Annotated in this window: 7 protein-coding genes; all 7 read right to left on the reverse strand. The window is 66.1% G+C overall.

All coding sequences use genetic code 11. The annotated features are described in order from the left end of the window. Positions 1 to 74 precede the first annotated feature (74 nt). The 7 genes from FHR22_RS19855 to FHR22_RS19885 are packed head-to-tail and all read right to left on the reverse strand — an operon-like array spanning position 75 to position 18,942. On the reverse strand, positions 75 to 12,269 hold the full coding sequence (locus FHR22_RS19855) for a filamentous haemagglutinin family protein (protein WP_166945507.1): 12,195 nt from the start codon (positions 12,267 to 12,269) through the stop codon (positions 75 to 77). A 52-nt stretch (positions 12,270 to 12,321) separates the two neighbouring features. After that, complete coding sequence (locus FHR22_RS19860) at positions 12,322 to 12,798, reverse strand: hypothetical protein (RefSeq protein ID WP_166945509.1); 477 nt, start codon at positions 12,796 to 12,798, stop codon at positions 12,322 to 12,324. An 11-nt stretch (positions 12,799 to 12,809) separates the two neighbouring features. Then, the gene (locus FHR22_RS19865; protein WP_166945511.1) at positions 12,810 to 14,399 is read right to left on the reverse strand and encodes a putative porin; all 1,590 of its coding nucleotides are present in this window, start codon (positions 14,397 to 14,399) and stop codon (positions 12,810 to 12,812) included. A 32-nt stretch (positions 14,400 to 14,431) separates the two neighbouring features. Then, positions 14,432 to 15,091: a hypothetical protein gene (locus FHR22_RS19870; protein ID WP_166945513.1), complete on the reverse strand. Its 660-nt coding sequence runs from the start codon at positions 15,089 to 15,091 to the stop codon at positions 14,432 to 14,434. Positions 15,092 to 15,146: 55 nt separating this feature from the next. Then, positions 15,147 to 15,554: an ExbD/TolR family protein gene (locus FHR22_RS19875; protein ID WP_166945515.1), complete on the reverse strand. Its 408-nt coding sequence runs from the start codon at positions 15,552 to 15,554 to the stop codon at positions 15,147 to 15,149. Between the two features lie 12 nt (positions 15,555 to 15,566). Next, positions 15,567 to 17,264, reverse strand: coding sequence for a DUF2341 domain-containing protein (locus FHR22_RS19880; protein ID WP_166945517.1), 1,698 nt, complete (start codon positions 17,262 to 17,264; stop codon positions 15,567 to 15,569). Positions 17,265 to 17,274: 10 nt separating this feature from the next. Next, on the reverse strand, positions 17,275 to 18,942 hold the full coding sequence (locus FHR22_RS19885; protein WP_166945519.1) for a ShlB/FhaC/HecB family hemolysin secretion/activation protein: 1,668 nt from the start codon (positions 18,940 to 18,942) through the stop codon (positions 17,275 to 17,277). Positions 18,943 to 19,134: the final 192 nt, after the last annotated feature.

Consider the following 19,134-nt stretch of genomic DNA (forward strand, 5'->3'; position numbering starts at 1 on the left):
GAAAATCATAAGCTGACAAGACGCACGTTCCGTTGGCCGGAAGGGACGACCCTTCCCTCCCGGCCCGCGCCCGATCAGTCTCGATCGACCGGGCAGCGATTGGTTGCCGTTTCGACGCAGTCGTCGGTGCCGAAACTGACGACCGAGCCGGTCAGGATCGTCTGGCGGACGGTGCGCAGTTTTTCGACTTCGGCCGCCATGTCGAACGCCTTGTCGAGCGCATCGTCCTCCGCCGACTGGGCGAAGTTTTCGAGGTTGAGCGGGCCGACCGAGCCTTCCTCGGTCGTCAGGTCGACGTTCGTTTCCCCGCCCACGGTGATGTTGTCGAGCCCGCGGATTTCGACGGCGCCGACGAACAGGTCGCGCGATGCCCGGATGCCCGCATCGCCGGCGTTGACGATGCCGTTGAAGGCATAGAGGTCAACGTCGCCGCCCTGCTTGCCGTCTACCTGGTCAAGCGTCGCGATACCCGCGCCGTTGGGCAGGCCCGAAAGCTGGATGTTGGTCTGTCCCCAGGCATTGATCGGGAAGGCCACCGGCGGCACCGAGAGCGACGTCTTGCGACCGCGCCCGGCATCGATGTTGCCGTACGACGACCAGATCAGGATATCGCCGTCGTCGGCGGTCATCGTGCGGCTCTGGTTGACGATATAGTCGCCATAGGTGACCACATTGACCCCGCCGCCGCGCTGGGTGACGATCCCCGCGGTGCCCGGATTGGTGTTCGAGATCGCGAGGCTGGCAAGCTGGATCGAGCCGCCAGGCGCGAGCAGGTCGACATTGCCGCCGCTTTCGCCACGGATCTGGCTGACCATCATCTCGATATTGCCCGTCCAGCGATGCTCGCCTTCGGCCAGCGTCTCGCCCGGTTTGCGCTGCGCCCCGGGGAAGAGGCGGCCCACCGCATCATAACCGCGCGTCGGGTCGCCCTGACGGACATAGCGGCCGTCGGTTTCGGGCGAGCGGCCCACCGCCTCGCGCCCGGCCGTCTTCAACTCGGCGTTGAGGATGCGGACCGCGAGCGGCCGCTGGAGCACGGGGTCGAGCATCTTGAACGCGGCCAGCGCTTCGGCATATTCGGCCGGATCGATCGCGGCGGCCAGCTTGCCGCGGGTGATCGGACGGCTGCCGCTGACCGCGTCGGGCGCCTCGGTCGGGATCGGGGCCTCTCCCGCCATCTCGCGCATGTAATTGACAAGCTCGATCGCATAGACGGTGGTCCGCGTCCGGCCGTCGGCCAGCACGACATCGGTCGAGACCGTCAGCCCCTCGCGATCGCCTTCGACGAAATACTGGCGGAGCCACACCGGCGCATCGGCGACCTTCTCGGGATCGAGATAATAGTCGAAAAACGCCTGATACTCGGGTTCCTGATCGATCCCGGCGAGCACGCTGATGCTGCCGCCGCTGAGCGGCGCCGCGGTCGGAACGATGCTGTACGCCTCGCGCGCCCGGATGCCCCGCCCCTCGGTGCGGCCCATCCAGATTTCGTCGCCGGCCTGCACCCACAGGCGTCCGGGGCCATAGAGCACCGCGTCGGGCAGATAGATCGAACCGCCAGCCTCCATCACCGGCACGTCGCTGCCGTCGTGGGTGATGAAGGTAATGTCGCCCATGCGGATGTCGCCGCCCGCCTTCAGCCGCGTTTCGTGCCCGAAGGTAAAGGTGCCGCCATGCATGCCGTTGCCGCCGGTCGGATCGACGTCATAGCCCTCGTTCCAGCCGATCATGTCGCCCTGCGCAGCATAGATGCGGCTGTAGCTCGACGAACCGCTGTGGACGTTGGGCCCGTCGATCCCGTAACCCGGCCCGGCCTGGTTGAACATCCAGTGACCGTTCAGCGGATCCTGCGTGACCGTCGACTGGAACAGTCCGATCCCGAAGTTGTTTCCGCCGGGATTGATCGCGCGCGGCACCCAGAGCGGGTCGGCATAGCCGATGGTGAAGCCCGCACCGTCGTAATTGCCCGCGAGGCGGAACTGGATATTCTGCTGCGCGAGGAGGTCGAGCCGCGTGTCGGGCCACATGTCGACGATGACGCGGTCACCGGCCCTGTCCTCCATCCCGAAGTTGATCGAGCCCGCCGTCGCGACGAAGGCGGTCTGGCTGGGCAGTATATTCACTCCGCCGTTGGCGCCCGACTGGGTGCGATAATTGATGTCGCCGCCCAGCGAGGTGACGCGCAAGCTGGTGTCGGCCGTGTAGCCGAGCCAGCTCGGCTGATTGCCGCTGCTGCCATAGCGCCCGCTGAGCCACAGCGGCAGCGAGGTCACGCCGAGCATCGACGATACGCCGCGCAGATTGACGTCGCCGCCCGCCTGCAGGCTGAGCTGCGCATCGTCGATGGCGAGTTGCAGATAGGCGGCGTTGTCGAGCGCGAGGCCGATCCCGGTGCGCTGATCGGTCGCGATCACGCTGCCCGCGACGTCGATCGTCGCGCGTCCCTTGCCGACCTGCACGAGGCCGCCCTTCATATTCTGGCCGACGCTCATCACCAGATCGCCGCCGCCCGACAGATGCAGCGTCTTGGCCGGCATGTCGACCGTGCCGCCCGAGACGCGCACCCATGTCGGCAGCGCGACGACCAGATTGTCGACGTCACCGCCGCTGGTGATGCTGATGTCTCCGCCGCCCAGTGCGCCGATGCCCTGCGCAAACTGGTCGGCCAGCAGCGACAGCGCCGTCTGGCCGGTCTGGTCGGCCTGATATTGCGCATATTCCATGTTGAACAGCGCGTTCGGGTCCTTGCCCGGATAGCTGTAGCCGAACAGCGCGGTCGTTGGCGTCGAGCCGCTTGCCACCATCCAGCGGTAATTTTCGAGGATCGTCCCCGCACCGGTGATCGCACCGCCGACGTTCACATTTACGTCGCCGCCCCTGGTCATGTACGATCGGTGCGCGATGATACCGGGTGCATTGTTGCTCGAGAAACCGACGTGCGTCTTGTCGATGAAGTTGCCAACCGGGCCATCCTCGACGCCGACGGTATAGATGGCGCCGTTCACCATCTCGACCGGCCGCACGTCCTCGAAACCGAACGTGATGTTGTCCGGGATATAGCGCCCGTCGGCGAGGATCAGCGCGACATCGCCGGTGCCGCCAACCACGACCCGGACCTCGAGGTCGCCAAGACCGGCGATCGAAGCGGGCACGCGCATCTGGACCGGCGCGCTCGGGTCGTTCGACCGGTTCGACGCGATTTCCCAGACGAGGTCGCCGCCGAGATAGGTCTTGCCGGCGATGACGACTTCGCCGGGGAAACGCGTGTCGGCGGCCAGCGTCACATCGGCGGTCAGCACCGTATCCGCCGCGAGCACGCTGCCATCGGGCATTTCGGTCCCCGCGGGCAGTTTCGTACCCTTGCGCAGTATCGTCCCCGCCGGAAGCTCGGGGTAGATGGTCCGCCCGGCACCGTCGGCCGAGGCGTAGCTCGTCGGCTTCAGGATCGTGCCGTCGGCGACCGGCGTCCCCTTCGGAACGGTGATCCGGGTCGCCGGATCGGATTCGTTCCAGCTGCCCTGATAATTGATCAGCGAAGCCTTTTCGTAGGTCAGGTCGCCGCTGGCGGCGACATTGATGTCGCCGGTACCGGTGCGCACCAGCCCCCCGACCTCGATCGCACCGCCGCTGCCGGTTTGCGTCGACAGCACATTGGTCTGGGCAAAATCGGCGCCCGCGACGAGGTTGTAGCTCCAGCTGTCGTCGTTGGTGAAATCGGACGCAGGGGTGTCGGGAAGCGGGGCCGAGCCCGGCGTCCAGCCATAGGGCAGGCCCTCGGGCGAAATCGTATCGGGGGTCGCATGCCCGTCAACGAAGCCGTCGGAGAGGTTGGCGTTGATCGTCAGGTCGCCCCCGGCGCGCAGCGTCAGGACGCCGCCCTTCCCGTCGAAGCGCGCATTCTTGAAGTTCCAGTTGTGAACAAGGTCCATGTCGCCCTCGGAGCGCAGTTCGATCCCCGGCAGGAGCTGGAAGGCGGCATTGCCCGTCTGGCCGAGCCGCGCCCGGATCCCGGTGCCATTGGCGTCCATGAACGCCGTCGCATCGGCGATCACCTGCTGCTGCAACGCCGTGTCGATTTCGGCCAGATGGCCGTTCGATGCGTCGCCGTCGGCATCGGCCAGATCATAGACGCGGAACGCCTCGAGCTGCGTATCGCCGCCCGAAACATCGGCGCCCCAGCGCGTGACGGCGATGTCGTTGCCGGTTTGCGCCGCGCGCAGCCGCACGGTGCCGCCCTGCCCCTTGCCCTTGCCCGAAACGTCGAGCGATGCATGGCCAACATCGATATTGCCGCCGACCGCAACCTGCAGGTCGACCGAACCGCCGCGCTGGTCCGCGCCCTTCGCGCTCACGTCGAAGCGCGCGCCATCGGCGACGGTCAGATCGCCGCCCGACGCGAGCAGGATCGTCCCGCCCTTTGCGCTGTCGCTGCCGAGGATGGCGTCGCTCGCGACCGTGATATCGCCGTTCCCGGTGACGATGCGCAGCGCATCGACACGCGTCGTGCCGTTGAGCAGCACATCGCCGTCGAGGATGGCGAAGTCGCGGCGCCGCGAGAAGCCCCAGTCGTTGAGCTTGGCGTTGAGGCCGCCGAAATCGTCGAGCGTCGACGTGGTCAGCGCGAAGCTGCCGGTGCGGTAGCCATCAGCGACGTCGGCCTTCAGCGTGCCATCCAGCATGACGACGCCGCGGCCGGCCGACAGCGCCACCGCGCCCGCGTCGCCGCCCGCCGAACCGCCCGACACGTTGAGGAGCGAACCTGCCTCGACGAGCGTGTCGCCGTTGACCGAGGTGAGCTGGATGCTGCCGCCGGGCAGGAAGCCCTGAACTTCGAAGAAGGACACATCGGCGCCGCCGACGTCGATCTTCGCGCCCGAGGCCAACCGGACGTCACCTTCGCTCGCGGTCGCGCGCACCGTGCCCGATCCGGCGCGGATCGCGGCATCGATCAGGACATCGGTCCCGCGGAAATCGAGCAGCGCGCCCGCCGAAGCGAGGGCAGGAAGCGCCGCCGTGCGGCCGTTGCCGAGCAGTTCGGCCGCGCCGGCCGCGCTCACGACATGGCCCGCGCCGCTCTCGCCGGTAATCTCGGCGGCGCGGATCGTGAGCGCACCGTCGAAGCTGTTTTCGCCGAGGCCGGCAAAGATCACCCGCTGTTCGGCATCGATCGTCGTCGTGTCGAAGGCGAAATCGATCTCGCCTTCACCCATCACGATATTCTTGCCGCCCAGCGCCAGGGTGCCGCCGTTGCCGGTGGCATCGATCGCCGCGGCATCGCTGTTGCGAAGCTCGATCGTGCCGGCGGTGATGCTCACATTGCCCGGCGTTTCACCGCGCGAGACGAACGCCGCGCCATCGAGCGCGACGCGACCGGTCAGGTCGAGCGAAACATCGCCGTAGAAATCGATGCTCGAGTAGCTTTTGAGCGTCAGCTTGTCGGCGGCGGCCAGCCCAGCCAGCGTCGCCCCCGAGAAGACGAGGCCGTCGGCGCCCTGCGGTACCGCGCCGAGGCTGACGAGCCCCGCCGCGGCGGTGATCGCATCGGCCTTGATCACTGCGCCATTGCCGACGATCGTGTTCTCGGTCGAGTCGAGCAGGACCGAATCCGCCGCTTCGAGCACGGCGCCCGCTTCGACGATCATGTCGCCCGCGACGCTCTGCACATTCTCGCGCGACACGGTGATATCGCCGAGGTTAGAGACGCGCAGGAAGGCACCGCCGCGATCTTCCGCAGCCGCTTCCAGCTCGCCCTGCTGGTTGAAATAGGCGGGCATGCTCGGCGCGATCGCGATATTCGCCGCGTCCGCGCCGTCGCCCTGCGCGCGGATCACCGAACCGCCTTCGACGCGCACGCTCTGGTTCGCGGCGAACAGCAGTTCGGTGCCGGTCAGCGGGTTGGCTCCATCGGTACGGATCACGACATTTTCGGCGCCGACGCTCTTTTCGGGCGAGCGGACCTCGTCGGCCGAATCACGCGTATATTGGCCGGTGACGACTTCGAGGCCGCCCTGTCCCTGACGGCGGACGCCGCCGATCAACAGGCTTTCGGCGATGTTCGAAATCTTGGAGGGATCGAGCACCAGATAACCGGCGAGGTCGCTGACGTCGGTGCCCGGCGCCGCGATCACGATATTGTCCGAGGTGATATCGACGATCCCGCCGCGGGCATCCTTCACGCCGCTGGCGCCGCCGGCAAGAATGGTGCCGTCGAGTTCGAGCGAGCGGTTTGCCGCGAGCGTCAGGAAGCCGCCGTCGACCGGCAGGCGCGGATCGGCGTTATAGGGATTGCCCGAGCGCAGCAGCCCTTCGAGGAAACGCTCGCTCGAAAAGAAGCTGTTGCCATAGGTTTCGAAGAATTCGGAGCGTTTGCGCACGTCGCTGCCGCTCGTCAGGCGCCAGGTCGACAGCGTCTGGTCGGTGATGCCGGTGCCCGACAGGCCGCGGCGCCCGAGCACGAGGAAGCTGTCGTCGGACGCCCGGCGCGCCTCGGTCGTCATCGGCGTACCGCCGGCGAGCGAGAGCAGGTAGCCGCCCGGGGTCAGCGCATATTCGGCGGGGAGCAGCGTGTACCAGCCCGCCGGGTTGCCGTCGAACGCGGCGAGCCACACCGACGAACCGAGCGGCAGATAGCCCGCCGCGGTGCCGCTGTTGACCGTGTCGCTCGAGGTGCCCGGATTATAAAGCGGATCGATCGGCGCGATGATGTCGTTGCCATAGGCCGGGACGATCGCATAATTGCCCGACGCGTCGAGAATGTTCGTCTGTCCCAGCGGGCCCGCGACGAACTCGAGCCCGAGCACATCGCCGCTGCCCGACACGTCGATCGTCGCGCCTTCCTGGACGTCGATGATATCGCCGCTCAGCGAAACACGCTTTTCGGGCGGGGTCGACAATTCGGTCGAACCGGGCGTGCCCGCCGCGGTCGGCGAATACCAGCTCTGGCCGTCATAGGTGTAGCCATAAAGGATGGTCCGGCCATCGGCGGCCGTCGACGTGACGCTGCCCGGAAGCAGGGCGACGCTGCCCGGAACGAACGTCTCCGCGCCGCTCTCGTCGGTTATATTATAGCCCGTCGCGGTCAGGCGGATTTCGCCGAACGGCGCGCGCAGCGTGCCCGCCTGCTCGATTTTCGGCGCTTCGAGGATGAGCGTTCCGCCCGCCGACAGCGGCGCGGCGCGGCGGCCGGTCTGTTCGACGCGGATGCTCTGATCGGAATCGAAGCGAAGGACGCCGTCGGTGGTCGGATAGATTTGCGCCGCGCGCAGCACGAGGTCGCCGGTCGTGTGGATTCCCGGGGTGATGTCGCCGTCTTCGGGGACCGGCTGTCCGGCCACCACGCCAAAGCCGCCGCGCATGTCGCCCTCGGCCGCGATGACGACTTTCCCGAAGCCGCCGACCTCGAACTTGCCGGCGATCTCGAGCGTCTCGCCCGAAACCGTCAGCGTCCCGCTCGCCGCCGCCTTCGGCGCGAAGCCGATGCCGCCGCCGCCGGTCAGATAGACGTTGCCGCTGCTGAACGACATGTCCTGCGTACCGTTGAATCCGCCCGCGACGGTCAGCACCCGCTGGCTCGAAATATCGATCGCCTGGTCCGATTCCAGCTTGCCCGCGATCGACAGCGTATCGAAACGCTTCATGTCGCGCAGGATGTTCGCGCCGACCGTCGTGCGCGAGCCGCGACCGAGACCCGCCGGATTCTGGACGCCGCCGAGCGCGGTGAGCACGAAGGTCATCGAGCGGTCGAAAGCGGCCATGTCGGCCGGCTCATATCCCTCGGGGAAGGCATAGCGGCTCGGCGGCGGTATGTTCGGCACCGCCGTCATGTCGGCATCGAGCACCAGCGCTCCGTCGGCGTCCGACGGACTATATTTGACGAGCGGGCCCAGCACCGTGCGCATGAAATCGGTGAACTGGGCGATGCTGGTGATCTGGATATCCTCGATATCACCGGCACCGAAACCGAGTTGCGGTTCGAGCCAGCTGTAATTGTCCAGGAAAAACTGGCGCAGGCTGACCGGCGCTTCGGGGGTTGGTTCGGGGAAGAAGGCATATTGGAAATTGTCGAGGATCGATTGCAGGCCGGTATCACCGGTCGACCAGTCGGTATATTCGGGAAGCAGCAGTTTGCCGTCGAGGCCGCCGGCGATCGCGAGCTTGCCGCCATAATTATACTGGCTGCCCGCTTCGCCGCGCAGGTTGCCGAGCAGGTAGCCGCTGTCGGCATCGAGATCGATCGCACCGGCGTCGCTGCCGATCACCTGGTTCACCTTGACCACCGCATAGCGGCCGGGCTGGAGGACCGAGAGCAGGCCGCTGGTCCCCGACACGTCGATCGTCGCGCCGACGTCCATGACGACATGGGCGCCCTGCACCGCAACCGTGCCGCCGTCGACGATCCGCCCGTCGTACCAGAAACCGCGGCCGTCGGCGCCGCCCGGCACCTTCACCGTCTGGGCGATGCCGGTTGCATCGAGCAGCGCGCCGTTGCCAAGATGGATGGTCGATGCGGACGTCCCGCCAACGTTGATCGAACCGCCGTGCGCGCGCAGCGTGCCGTCGACGCGAATCTGCGACGCATCGAGCAGGATGCTGCCGAGCGGGTCGACCTCGACGAGGGCGCCCGCTTCGATCGTGATCGCGTCACCGAGCAGCTGGAGCGAGCCTCCCTGGCGCAAATGCGGCGGCAGGAGCGTGAGGTCGGTCACGTCGCGAAGGTCGGTGCCGCTCGCGACGTCATAGGCGCGGCCGCGGAAGCGCATGTTGCGCGTCTGGAACAGCAGGTTGGCGCCCGAAGCGATGGTCAGCGTGTCGGCGCCCAGCGCAAGACTGCCGACGCCCATGTCGCGGAACAGCGTCTCGTCGATATATTCGGCCTCGCCTGCCGAGCCGCCAGCGGGCCCGACGACGACATCGCCCGATGCAAGCAGCGCCAGCATGCCCCCACCGCCGAGACCGCCAAGGCTGATATCGGCGAAGTCGAGGATCGCGCCGACGGTCTGGCCGCCGCCGCCCAGTTCGACCTTGCCGCCCTTGCCCTCGAACAGGCGGAAATCGCCCTCGTTGAAACGCGTGGACGCACCCTGTCCCTGGCTGTTCTGTCCCGGCCTGACGCGCTGGTACCAGCCGCCGCCGCCGGCATCGAGCGTGATGTCGCCGGTGAGCGTCGAGCCGAGCAAGCTGATCGTCCCGCCGTCGACATAGCCGCGGATCGCATTGGCGGGCGCATCGGCGTCGTTGATCCACGGCGCCGCGACCGACAGCAGAACATCGCTGCCGATCGTCATGCCATTGGCGGCCCCGAGCGAAATATTGCCCGAAGGCGCGACGATCGAGACATTGTTGCCGACGCGGCCAACGCCATTTTCGCTACTGGTCGAAAAGCCGCCACCCGGCGCGAGACGGATCGAGACGCCGGGATTGATCGTCTGGGTCTGATGACCGCTGCCATAACCCAGGACGACGTCGCCCATGCCCGAGAAGAAATCATCCTCGATGTAGGACACCCAGCGCGGCTGGCCGTTTTCATAGGTTCCCTTCGACGTCCAGAGCGGATCGCCCTCGTTATAGCTCTGGTCGCCATGGCTGGTGCCGACCGCGAACGGATCGAGCAGCATGGGATCGCTTTCAACGAACGGGCCGTTGGTTTCGGTCTCGGTCCACAGCGTGCCGGTAAACGCCTTTTCGTCGGCGACGACGAAGCTGTAGGTCGACGACCAGGGACCATATTCGGGTCCGCCGCGGTGGAGCGTCGCCGATCCCGCCTTGGGCATGCCGGCTGCGCCGACGAGACTCGCCCCGACCGCGCCGGCGGGAACGCGCGGCGCCCGGATCTGGCCGAGCGCCCCCATGATCTGGCGGTCACCAACGACAACGTCGCCCGTGAGCTTGCCGAACAGGCGCGAACTGCCCGACAGCAATTCGACCGCCCCCGCGTCGGAGCCCTCGACATAGCCTTTCTCGAGCCGCGTCGCCTTGCTGATCCCGACATAGCGCAGGTTCGGATCGGCGTCGGAGATATTGTGAAAGCGCCCGAAGCTGTCCTGCAGGCGCGTGACGGTTACTTCGGCATCGGTATATCTGGTGCTGCCGCCCGACACGTCGATTGTCGCGCCGTCCTCGACGATGGCGAATTCGGACGCGCGGATACGGACATTGCCGCCTTCGACCGACATCTGTTCGGCGGTGCGCTGTTCGCCCGCGAGCGCGCCGGTCCAGTCGACGATCGCCGCGCCGTCGCGGCGGTCGACATAGACGGTCTCGCCCACGAGGATACCGTCGCGCTGCTTCGGCGAGGCCGACACTTCGTTCGAGCGCACCTCGACCGCAAAGCTATTGTCGGCGACGCTGCGCTCGACATCGCGCAGCCCCGACACGTCGATCCGCGCGCCCGACTTCATGACGAAACTGCCCTTGTCGCCGCGGGTTTCCTGGACCGAACCATCGGTGGCGGCCGGGCTGCTGCCGCCGCGTTCGCCGACGCCGCTCGGGCTGGCGTGGATTACCACCTCGCCGCTGCGCGAAATGACGCTCGAATTTTTCTCGAGGACGATTTCGTTACCTGCGATGAGGACGCGCCCCTTGGCGAAACTGTCGGCGGCGAGACCGGTGATGTCGGAGGTGTCGGGAGTGATGCTGGTGACGCTGCCTTCACCCAGCGTGACCTTGCCGGCGAAATAATTGCCGCCGACCGAATAGTCGCTGAGCATGAAACCATGGCTGGCCTGCAGCACGACGGTTCCGTTGCGCTGGCGCACACCGTTGGTAACGCGAATGGCGCCCGATTGGTCGACATTGGCGCCGACCATCGTCACCGCGCCGCGATCGGCGAGGATCTCGCCGCTATTCGCGACGGTCATTCCGACGTCGCGGGCGCGCCGGAGATAGTCTGCCTCCCACTCCAAACGCGCTTCGGGCCGGCAACACGGGATGCCGGGGTAGCTGCCATAGGCATCGTTGATGGGCGTCGCCATCACATTGACCGCGAGGCCGCCGCGCGCCGAGTTCGTGAACGCCTGTCCGGCGCTGAGCTTGACCTCCTCGCCGGCCGCCATCAACACCTGCCCGTCGTGCGCGGTCAGCTTGCCGGCGTTCGATACATTGGGGCCGAACAGCATGATCTTGCCGGGGCTGGCGCTGTCGGAGGAGCTGGCGGCCAGGGTCGCGCCACGCTCGACCGTGATGCGCGAATTGGCGAGATAATTGGCGTAGTTCTGCTGCGTCGTCGCGAGGCGCGCGCTGTACTGATCGACGAACTGCGTCTTGATCTGCGCCGCGACCTCGTCGCGCAGGGCCTGCGGAATCGTTTGAGATCCCGCGGGGATCCCCTGCCAGCTGGACCCGGTCCAGAATTGGGTGATGTTGGTGAAATCCGAATAATTATACTCGCCCATCTTCGACACGTCGATGGTGGCGATGATGCTTTCGAGCACCGCGCCGAGGCCGACGTTCGCAAAGTCGGGATCGACGAAATAGACGTATCTGCCCTTCGCGGCGTCGTAATAGCTGAGCGTGTCGAGGCCGTAGCCCGAATTATACTGGTCGACGCCCTCCATGCCGTTTTTACGCAGGATCGCGATGCGGATCGCGGCGCGCGCAAGGAAATCCATGACGCTCGTCCGCTCACCCGCGACAGGCGCCGGCGCCTGTCCGAGCAGGCTGTTCGGATCGAGCCCGACCGGTGGGCGCGGCACCATGCCGATATTCTGGGCGGGAAAGAGCGGATTGGCGGCCTGGCCGCGGATCACCCCGTTGCCCGAAAGCAGCCCGTTATAGAGCTGGTTCTCGGTGATCGGCAGCGCGGTCGCAAGGATGCTGTGCGCGTTGATCTGTGCTCCATCCTTGAAAATGATGCCGTTGGTATTTTGCAACCACACCTGACCCTTGGCGGTGATCTTGCCCGCGATTTCGCTCGGCTTGCTGTCGAAGATGCGGTTGAGCGCGATCCAGTCGGTGCCCTGCTGCTGGAAATGCACCTCCTCGTTCTTGCCCACGTCGAAGCGCGACCAGTCGAGCAGCGCGCGCTTCTGCTCCTGCTCGATCGTCATCACCAGCCCTGTGTTCCCCTGCGCCACGGTCGGCAATTTGGCACCCGTCCAGCGCCCGCCCTGCAGGATCTGCGTTCCGGGCAGGGTGCCGGCTTCCTGCGCGACGGCGGGCTGCGAAGCCATGACCAGCAGCGAGGAGATGCTGACCGATGCCGCCAGCGCGGCGCGGCTCAAACGGGTGATGCGCTTGCGGGCGGGGGCAATGAAGGCATTGGGGGTCAGCATGACGAGTCCTCGGGATCGATAGGGAAAGGGGTACGCGCGGAGGGTGTGCGGATCAGGGGGTGGACGGCGCCGGTCCGGTGGCCGGCACCGCGTCGCGCTCGGGATAGAAGCCGAGCGCCGCGACCTGGTCGCTGAACTCCTGCAACTTGTTCTCCAGCCGGACGCGATAGAGGCCGGTCAGCGGCTCGCCCGCCGCCACCTTCTTGCCGAGGCCCATTTTTTCGTAATCGGCAATGATCGCGTCGCCGAGTTCTCGCAGTTCGCGGTTCTTGTCGGCGGCAATGACGATCGCCTTGCGGCTCGCCTCGATCTGCCCGGCGGCGCTGCGCGCCGCTGCAACCTCGGCCTCCATCGCGCGCATCTTTTCCGACATGTCGCGAAGCTGGTCGTTACGCTGCTTGAGCGTATCGATCAGCTGCTGCGCCTGCTCGGCGACGATGCAGCCGCCCGCGGCCGCATTATCCTGCGCGCGCGCGGCGGGAGCGAGAACCAGAGCGAGGAGCGACAGCCCGATGATGTGCTTTTTCATCACGATATCCCTCAAAACTTCGCGTTCAGGTCGAGCATGAAGACGTCGGTATCGATCGGCGGCGCGGCCGTGCCGGTCGCGGGGTCGACAAGGTCGATGGTGCGCGCCGAAAACCACGAGCCAGAGAGCCAGAAATTCCTGGCAAGGCCCCAGCTGCCCCGGACGACGAAGCCCTTCTGGTCGGTGCCGCCGAGACCGAAATCGGAGTCGGTGAACAGGTCGAGCGTCGAATCGGCTTCGAGGCGGCGGTAGCCGGCGCTGAGGCTCCATGCGTTCGCTTCGGCGATCTCGCGGTGGCCGATCGACAGTTGCGCGTTCCACGCCATGTCGCCGCTCGACGCGGGCACCAGCCGGTCGTCGAGATCGCCACGGTCGAAGCCGAAATTCTTGAGCATTTCGAAATCGAGCGCGCCGACGAGGGTCGGGTTGATGTCGAATTCGGCGCGTGCGGTCGCCGCGCCGACGCGGAACTTCGACGCGAGGCCGAACTTGACCGTGTTCACGACGCCGCCGTCCTGGCGCAGGTTGAACACCGAGTTGCCGAACTGGACGCGGTCGGGCGCGGTGAAGTCATTGTCGCGCAGGCCCTGCGTATTATACTGGCCCTGAACGTTCGCGAATTCGTAGAGCGCCGCCGCCGCCTTGAAGCGCAGCCCGTCGACGGGCGCGGCCTTCACCCCGATCTGGCCGGCGAACAGGAATTTGTCGTCGCCGGTGAAGTCCCATTCCTCGAGCGGGAAAGCGCCACCGGTCAGAAAGACCGAGGGTGCGCCGTCATCGCCGCCGAGACGCGCCTCGAGTGTCGCCGCCGCGCCTTCGAACTGGAGGTCGCGGTCGAACATCAGCTCGGTCGAGAAAAAGGGATTGTCGAACTTGCCGAGGATGAGACTGCTGCCGGCGAAGCGGCCGTCCTTGGCGAACGGACGCACGCGAATATACGCACGGTCGAGCCCGACCATGAACTTGTCGAAATTGCCGGTCAGCGATTCATTCGTCGAAACGGGGTCGCTCGGATTGCCGGTGACGAAGCGCAGGCCGGCCTCGACCTTGTCCGACACCTTGGCATCGACGCCGAAACGGGCGCGGACTCGGGCGCGCTGGCGATCCTTCGTCGTCGCGCGCAGCGGCAACAGGTCGTCGACGAAATAGCCGCCATCGGCGTTGATCGCGTTGATATCATAGATCAGCGGCGTGTTGCTCTGACCGAAGGCGACATGTTCGCCGCGCACGCGCATGTCACCCGAGAAACGGAAGCGGCTGAGCCATTCGGGAAGCGCGTCGGGCTGGGCCCAGCCTTCCTGCCGGGCGGTCGCGACGACCTCCTTCTTCACTTCGTCGCGGATCTGGTTGCGGACCGCCTCGGGGACATAAGGCACGCGCACGACGCCGCTGTTCGCCTCGGCGCGCTTGCGCGCTTCCGACAATACCGAATTGGCGTCGTCGCGCGACAGCACGCCCTTTTCGACGAGCACGTCGAGGATATCGATCGTCGAGGGATCGGTCGGGCGGTCCTGCGCGGCGGCGCCCTGCGGGGCCGCGGCCAGCGCCGCGAGCGCAGCGGTTGCGGCCAGGAGAGTCGGTTTGAACTTGTGGCTACGCATCGTTGATTTTCCCTGTTCCTTGGTCATGGGTTTCACGCCTGGTTGAGTTGGAGAGTGATCTGATTGGGCACGCCCGCAGGTGGCGGCGTGTCGATCCGGTTCAGGCCGCGCAGCGTCTGCAGCAATTCGGCCTCAAGATCGGCCGGACGGACGCCCGACAGACCCAGGATTTCAAGTTGCCCTGATCCCGAGACGCGAACCCGGACGCGAAACTGGAAACTCGCCTGCGCGAGGTTCGGCCGCTTGCGCAGTTGCCGCATCAGCGCACGCTGGACGAGTTCGGCATAGGCGCGCGACGCGCCGCTGCCGCCCTTGCCGGTGCCGCCGATCATCGCACCGCTGCCGGTCCCGCCCTGCCCGCGCGGACCGCCCGAAAAGGCGCCGCTGTCGCTGGTCGGATCCTGCAGCAGGCTCGACAGGTCGCCGGCCGGCGGGTTGGTGTTCGCCGGTTGCGGCGGCGAGAGCGGGTCAGGCTGCACCGCCTGCGCGGTTTCGGCGACCTTCTCGACCTCCTCCGGCGGCTGTTCGGTGAGTTCGGGCGGCGGCGGCGGCGGCGGCGGCGGGACGGCGAGGTCGAACATCTCGACCTCTTCGTCGCGCACGCGCTCCTCGACCTTGTCGAGGCCCGCGAGCCACCAGGCGGCCAGCAGCAGCGCCAGGATCAGCGCGGCCGGTCCGGCAACCCGTCGCATGTCGGGCTTCTTTCGGAGGAAAGGCAAAGCGGTCATGGCCGGTCCGTTTCCCCGCTCAGCCCGCAGGCTTTTCGGCGGGCAGGCCGATCTTGGTGATGCCGACGCCCTTCAGCACGTCGAGCACTTCGACCACCTTGCCGTACGCCGCCTGCGTGTCGCCACGGATCACCACCGGAACCTCGGGGTCCTCGGCGAAGCGCTGACGCATCTCGGCCTCCAGCTCGGCCGCCGTCGTCGGCGCGCCATTGAGATAGAGGTCGCCGGTCGATGCGACGCTGATCGCCTGCGTCTGCGAGGCTTCCAGCGTCTGGCGGTTCGACGCCTGTGGCAGGTCGAGTTCGATACCGGCCACTTGCGCGGTCGCCATCAGGATGAAGATGACGATCAGCACATAGGCAAGGTCGAGCATCGGAACGACGTTGATCTCGTCGTAAATGGCATCTTCGTCTTGAACTTTGGCCATGAGCCCGGCTCCTTAAGCGCCATATTCTTCGGCAATCCGCGCGACGAGAGCGTCGGCGAACGAGCGATTGGCGGCGTTGATGCGCTTGATCCGGGTGACGATCAGATTGTATCCGAACAGCGCCGGGATCGCGACGGCGAGACCCGCCGCGGTCGCGAGCAGCGCCGCGGCGACGCCCGGTGCGATCGCGTTGACGTTGACATTCCCCTGCGCCGCAATCGCCGCGAAGGTGATCATCACACCGACCACCGTGCCGAGCAGCCCGAGGAACGGTCCGCCCGCAATCGACAGCGTCAGGATGACGAGCTTGTCGGAGAGGCTGTACGCCTGGTTCGAGGACACGGCATCGATCCGCGCCTTCAGCGCCTCGATCGCCGGGCCGGTAAAACGTGCGCGTCCGGCCCGCGACCGGTTGGCGATTTCCTGCAAGCCCGCCTGGTAGAGCTGCGACAGCGTCGAACTGGGGTTCTTGACCGCAAACTGGCCAAGCGCCGCGCCTTCGATCTGCCCTTCGGCGGCATAAGCCTTTTCAAATTCGCCATTCTCGGTTTCGATCCGCTTCAGCATGCGGAACTTCTGAACCATGACGCGGATCGCCAGCACGAGCAGGATGCCGCACAGCGCGATGACCAGCCAGCCCTCGATCGTGACGCTCTTCACCACCGTCACGAAATAGCCGACCTCGAAATGGCCGGTGCGTTCCTGTTCGGCGCCGAAGGTGACGAGACCGCGGCCATTGTCGGACCGGGCAACCGCCTGCACATAACCCGCGCTGCGATCGGCGGCGGCGAGACGCAGATTGTCGATCTGGCCGGCGAAACCCTCGCCGACGACGATGTCGCCCTGCTGCGCGGGAAGCGCAGCGCTGCCGGCCCCCGCCGGAGTGCCATTGATGAACAGCTCGGCGCGGCCGTCGCTGCGCACAACGAGCGCGACATGGTTCCAGGCGCCGGCTTTTAACGCGGCGGTCGAGGGAATCTGGGCGCCGCCGACGGTTGCGACCGGGGTCAGTCCGGCAAGCGCGATCGAGAAGGAACCGGCGCGATCGACGAGGCTGCCACCCCCTGCGCCACCCGGTTTCACCCACGCCATGAAGGTGAACGGGCGGCCGCCGATGTTCAGGCTGCTCGAACCCGCAATGCGCAGCGCTTCCTTGCCGCTGAAGGTCGCCGACTGGCCGGCGAAACCCGCCGAGGTCGGGACGGTCGAGATGCTGTTGTTGTTGCGCGTGCGGTCCTTCATCGGCGAGCCCGTGAAGTCGAGCGCGAGGATTTCCGACGCGTCGAAGACCCCTGCCGGATTGGCGGTCGAGGCGACGTCGCCGTCGTAATAGAGATGATAGGTCTGGCTCGACGCAGGATCGAGGCCGACGCCCTTCACCCACACCGTCGCGAGCCCCGCCTTCGGGTCGAAACTCTCGACATAATGATCGACGCGTTCGCCCTTTGGCCCGGCGACGCGAAGATCGGAACCGTCGGGCTTTACATCGTCAAACGCGAAGGTCTGGGTCGAGAGGCGCAGCACGAAGGGAAAGGTCGCGGTCTTGGCATCGAGGCCCGCGCCATCGGCGCCCGGCTTCACCACGATCTCCTTGCGTACCGACAGATTGTCGTCGAGCCACGCCGCTTCGTTCGTTTGGGCCGACGCCGCTCCCGGCAGGGCAAGCATGCCGATCGCCGCCGCGACCGCACCGATAATCAGTTTCTTCATGATAATGTCCTCAGTATTTCAGGCCGACTTTGAAGTGCGCGCGCAGGCCGCCCAGGTCGTCCTGGACAGGCTGTCCCGACTTCGTCGGATCCGATCGAAATTGATAAGCGAGGTCGAGTTGACCGTAGAAAGTCTTGTAGAGGTCGAACTTGGTCGTCAGGCCGGCGCTGCCGAGCCAGAAGGATGATTTTTCTTCGGGAAGCGGACTTTCGATCCAGGCGTAACCGCCTTCCACAAAGGCCGCGACGCGCCAGTCGACCTTGCCGTCGGTGCTGATCGGAATCTTGTACCCGAGCTCGAGCGAAAGACGGGCACCGCTGTCGCCCAGCGCTTCGGCTTCGCGGTAGCCACGGATGCTGCCGACCCCGCCGAGCACGAACTGCTCGTTCGAAATCAGCGGCGCGGGCGCGAGCTGCCAGTCGAGCGCCGCGCGCAGATCGAAATCATTCTTGAGCTGGCGATTATAGACGCCGCTGCCATAGAAATAGATGAAGCTCGCTTCGGCGCCGGCGCGCTTGCCGACCGATTCCTCGTTGACGTTCGGGGTCAGCGGATTGTCGGGAATATAGCCGAATTCGCGCTGGCGGCCGACGAGGCCATCGAAGGCGAAGGTCGCGCCGATACTGAACTCGCCGTTCGATTGCGTGTTGCCGCCAAGCCAGCGATATTGCGCGGTGAACGGCAGATAGGTGACCGGCGTGTCGAAGGTCAGCGTCTCGCCCGTTTCGGGATCGACGAGGCCGATCTGGTCGAGATAATCCTTGTAATCGACGCCGAACAGCAGCGACTGCACGGTGCCCTGCGGCGAATTGCCGAGCGTCCGCATGAAGCGCCCGCCGACCGTCAGGCCGTTGCCGAGCACGGTCAGCCCGCCGACGGTCGCGACGTCGGTGTTCGAATTGACGATATAGCCGAGCAGGCTCGACCGGCCGTAGCCGAGCGGCGCGTAATAGGAGCCCGACACGACCTGGACCTGGTCGAAATCCTGCGGCGCGGTCTGGAAAAAGATATTCGCGCTGTGGCCGGCCTGCCAGAGATTATCGTAGTTCGCCGATAGGTTGAGACGCAAGCGTTCGGTCGAGCGGTTATATTGGTCGCTCACTTCGATCGAGGCGCCCCACGGTTTTTTGTCCTCGACCGCCAGTTCGATATCGACGGTGCCCGGCGCCGCGCCCGCCTTGAACTCGGGGGTGATCGTGCGCGTCGTGCGCGCGTTCGCCGACGACAGTTCCTGCTGGAGCGCCGGGACATTGGGAACGGTGCCGGGCTTCAGGCTCGGCAGCGCGCCGCGAACCTCGCTCGGCAGCACGAAGTCGGCGCCGGTCACGCGGACACGGCCTACCTTGCCTTCGGTGACGACCAGTTCGAGGATGCCCGAACTGACATCCTGCTGCGGAATTTCGACGACCACCGTCGCATAGCCGCGGTCGCGATAGATCTTTTCGAGCTCGCCGCGCGCGACCTCGACATCGGGCACGCTCTTGCCATAACCCGCGTGCGGCATCAGCACCGTCTGGATGTCCGCGGCCGTCAGCACCGAATTGCCGCGCACGACATATTCCATGACGTCGAAGCGGAACTCGGGATCGCCCGCTGGCGCCGCTGCATCGGCGGCGGCCTCGTCCTGCGCCGCGACCGGATTCGCCGCACAGAGGGCAAGACCGCCTATCGCGGCCATGCAACCCTGCAGCGGGTGCAGAGTACGCCCCGCTCTCAATCTTTTTATTCGAACCATCGCCTTGCAACGCCCCTCGTAAAGTCGAATCGGTCATCCCGATTCGCTACCGGTGGTCGCTCCGCTAAGGTTTCACTATGACACTAGTAATACTAACCTTTTCAGGTAGATTTTTATAAATAGCGTACGACAAAA

It is taken from the genome of Sphingopyxis panaciterrae, from assembly GCF_011762125.1.
GTDB classification, from domain to species: domain Bacteria; phylum Pseudomonadota; class Alphaproteobacteria; order Sphingomonadales; family Sphingomonadaceae; genus Sphingopyxis; species Sphingopyxis panaciterrae.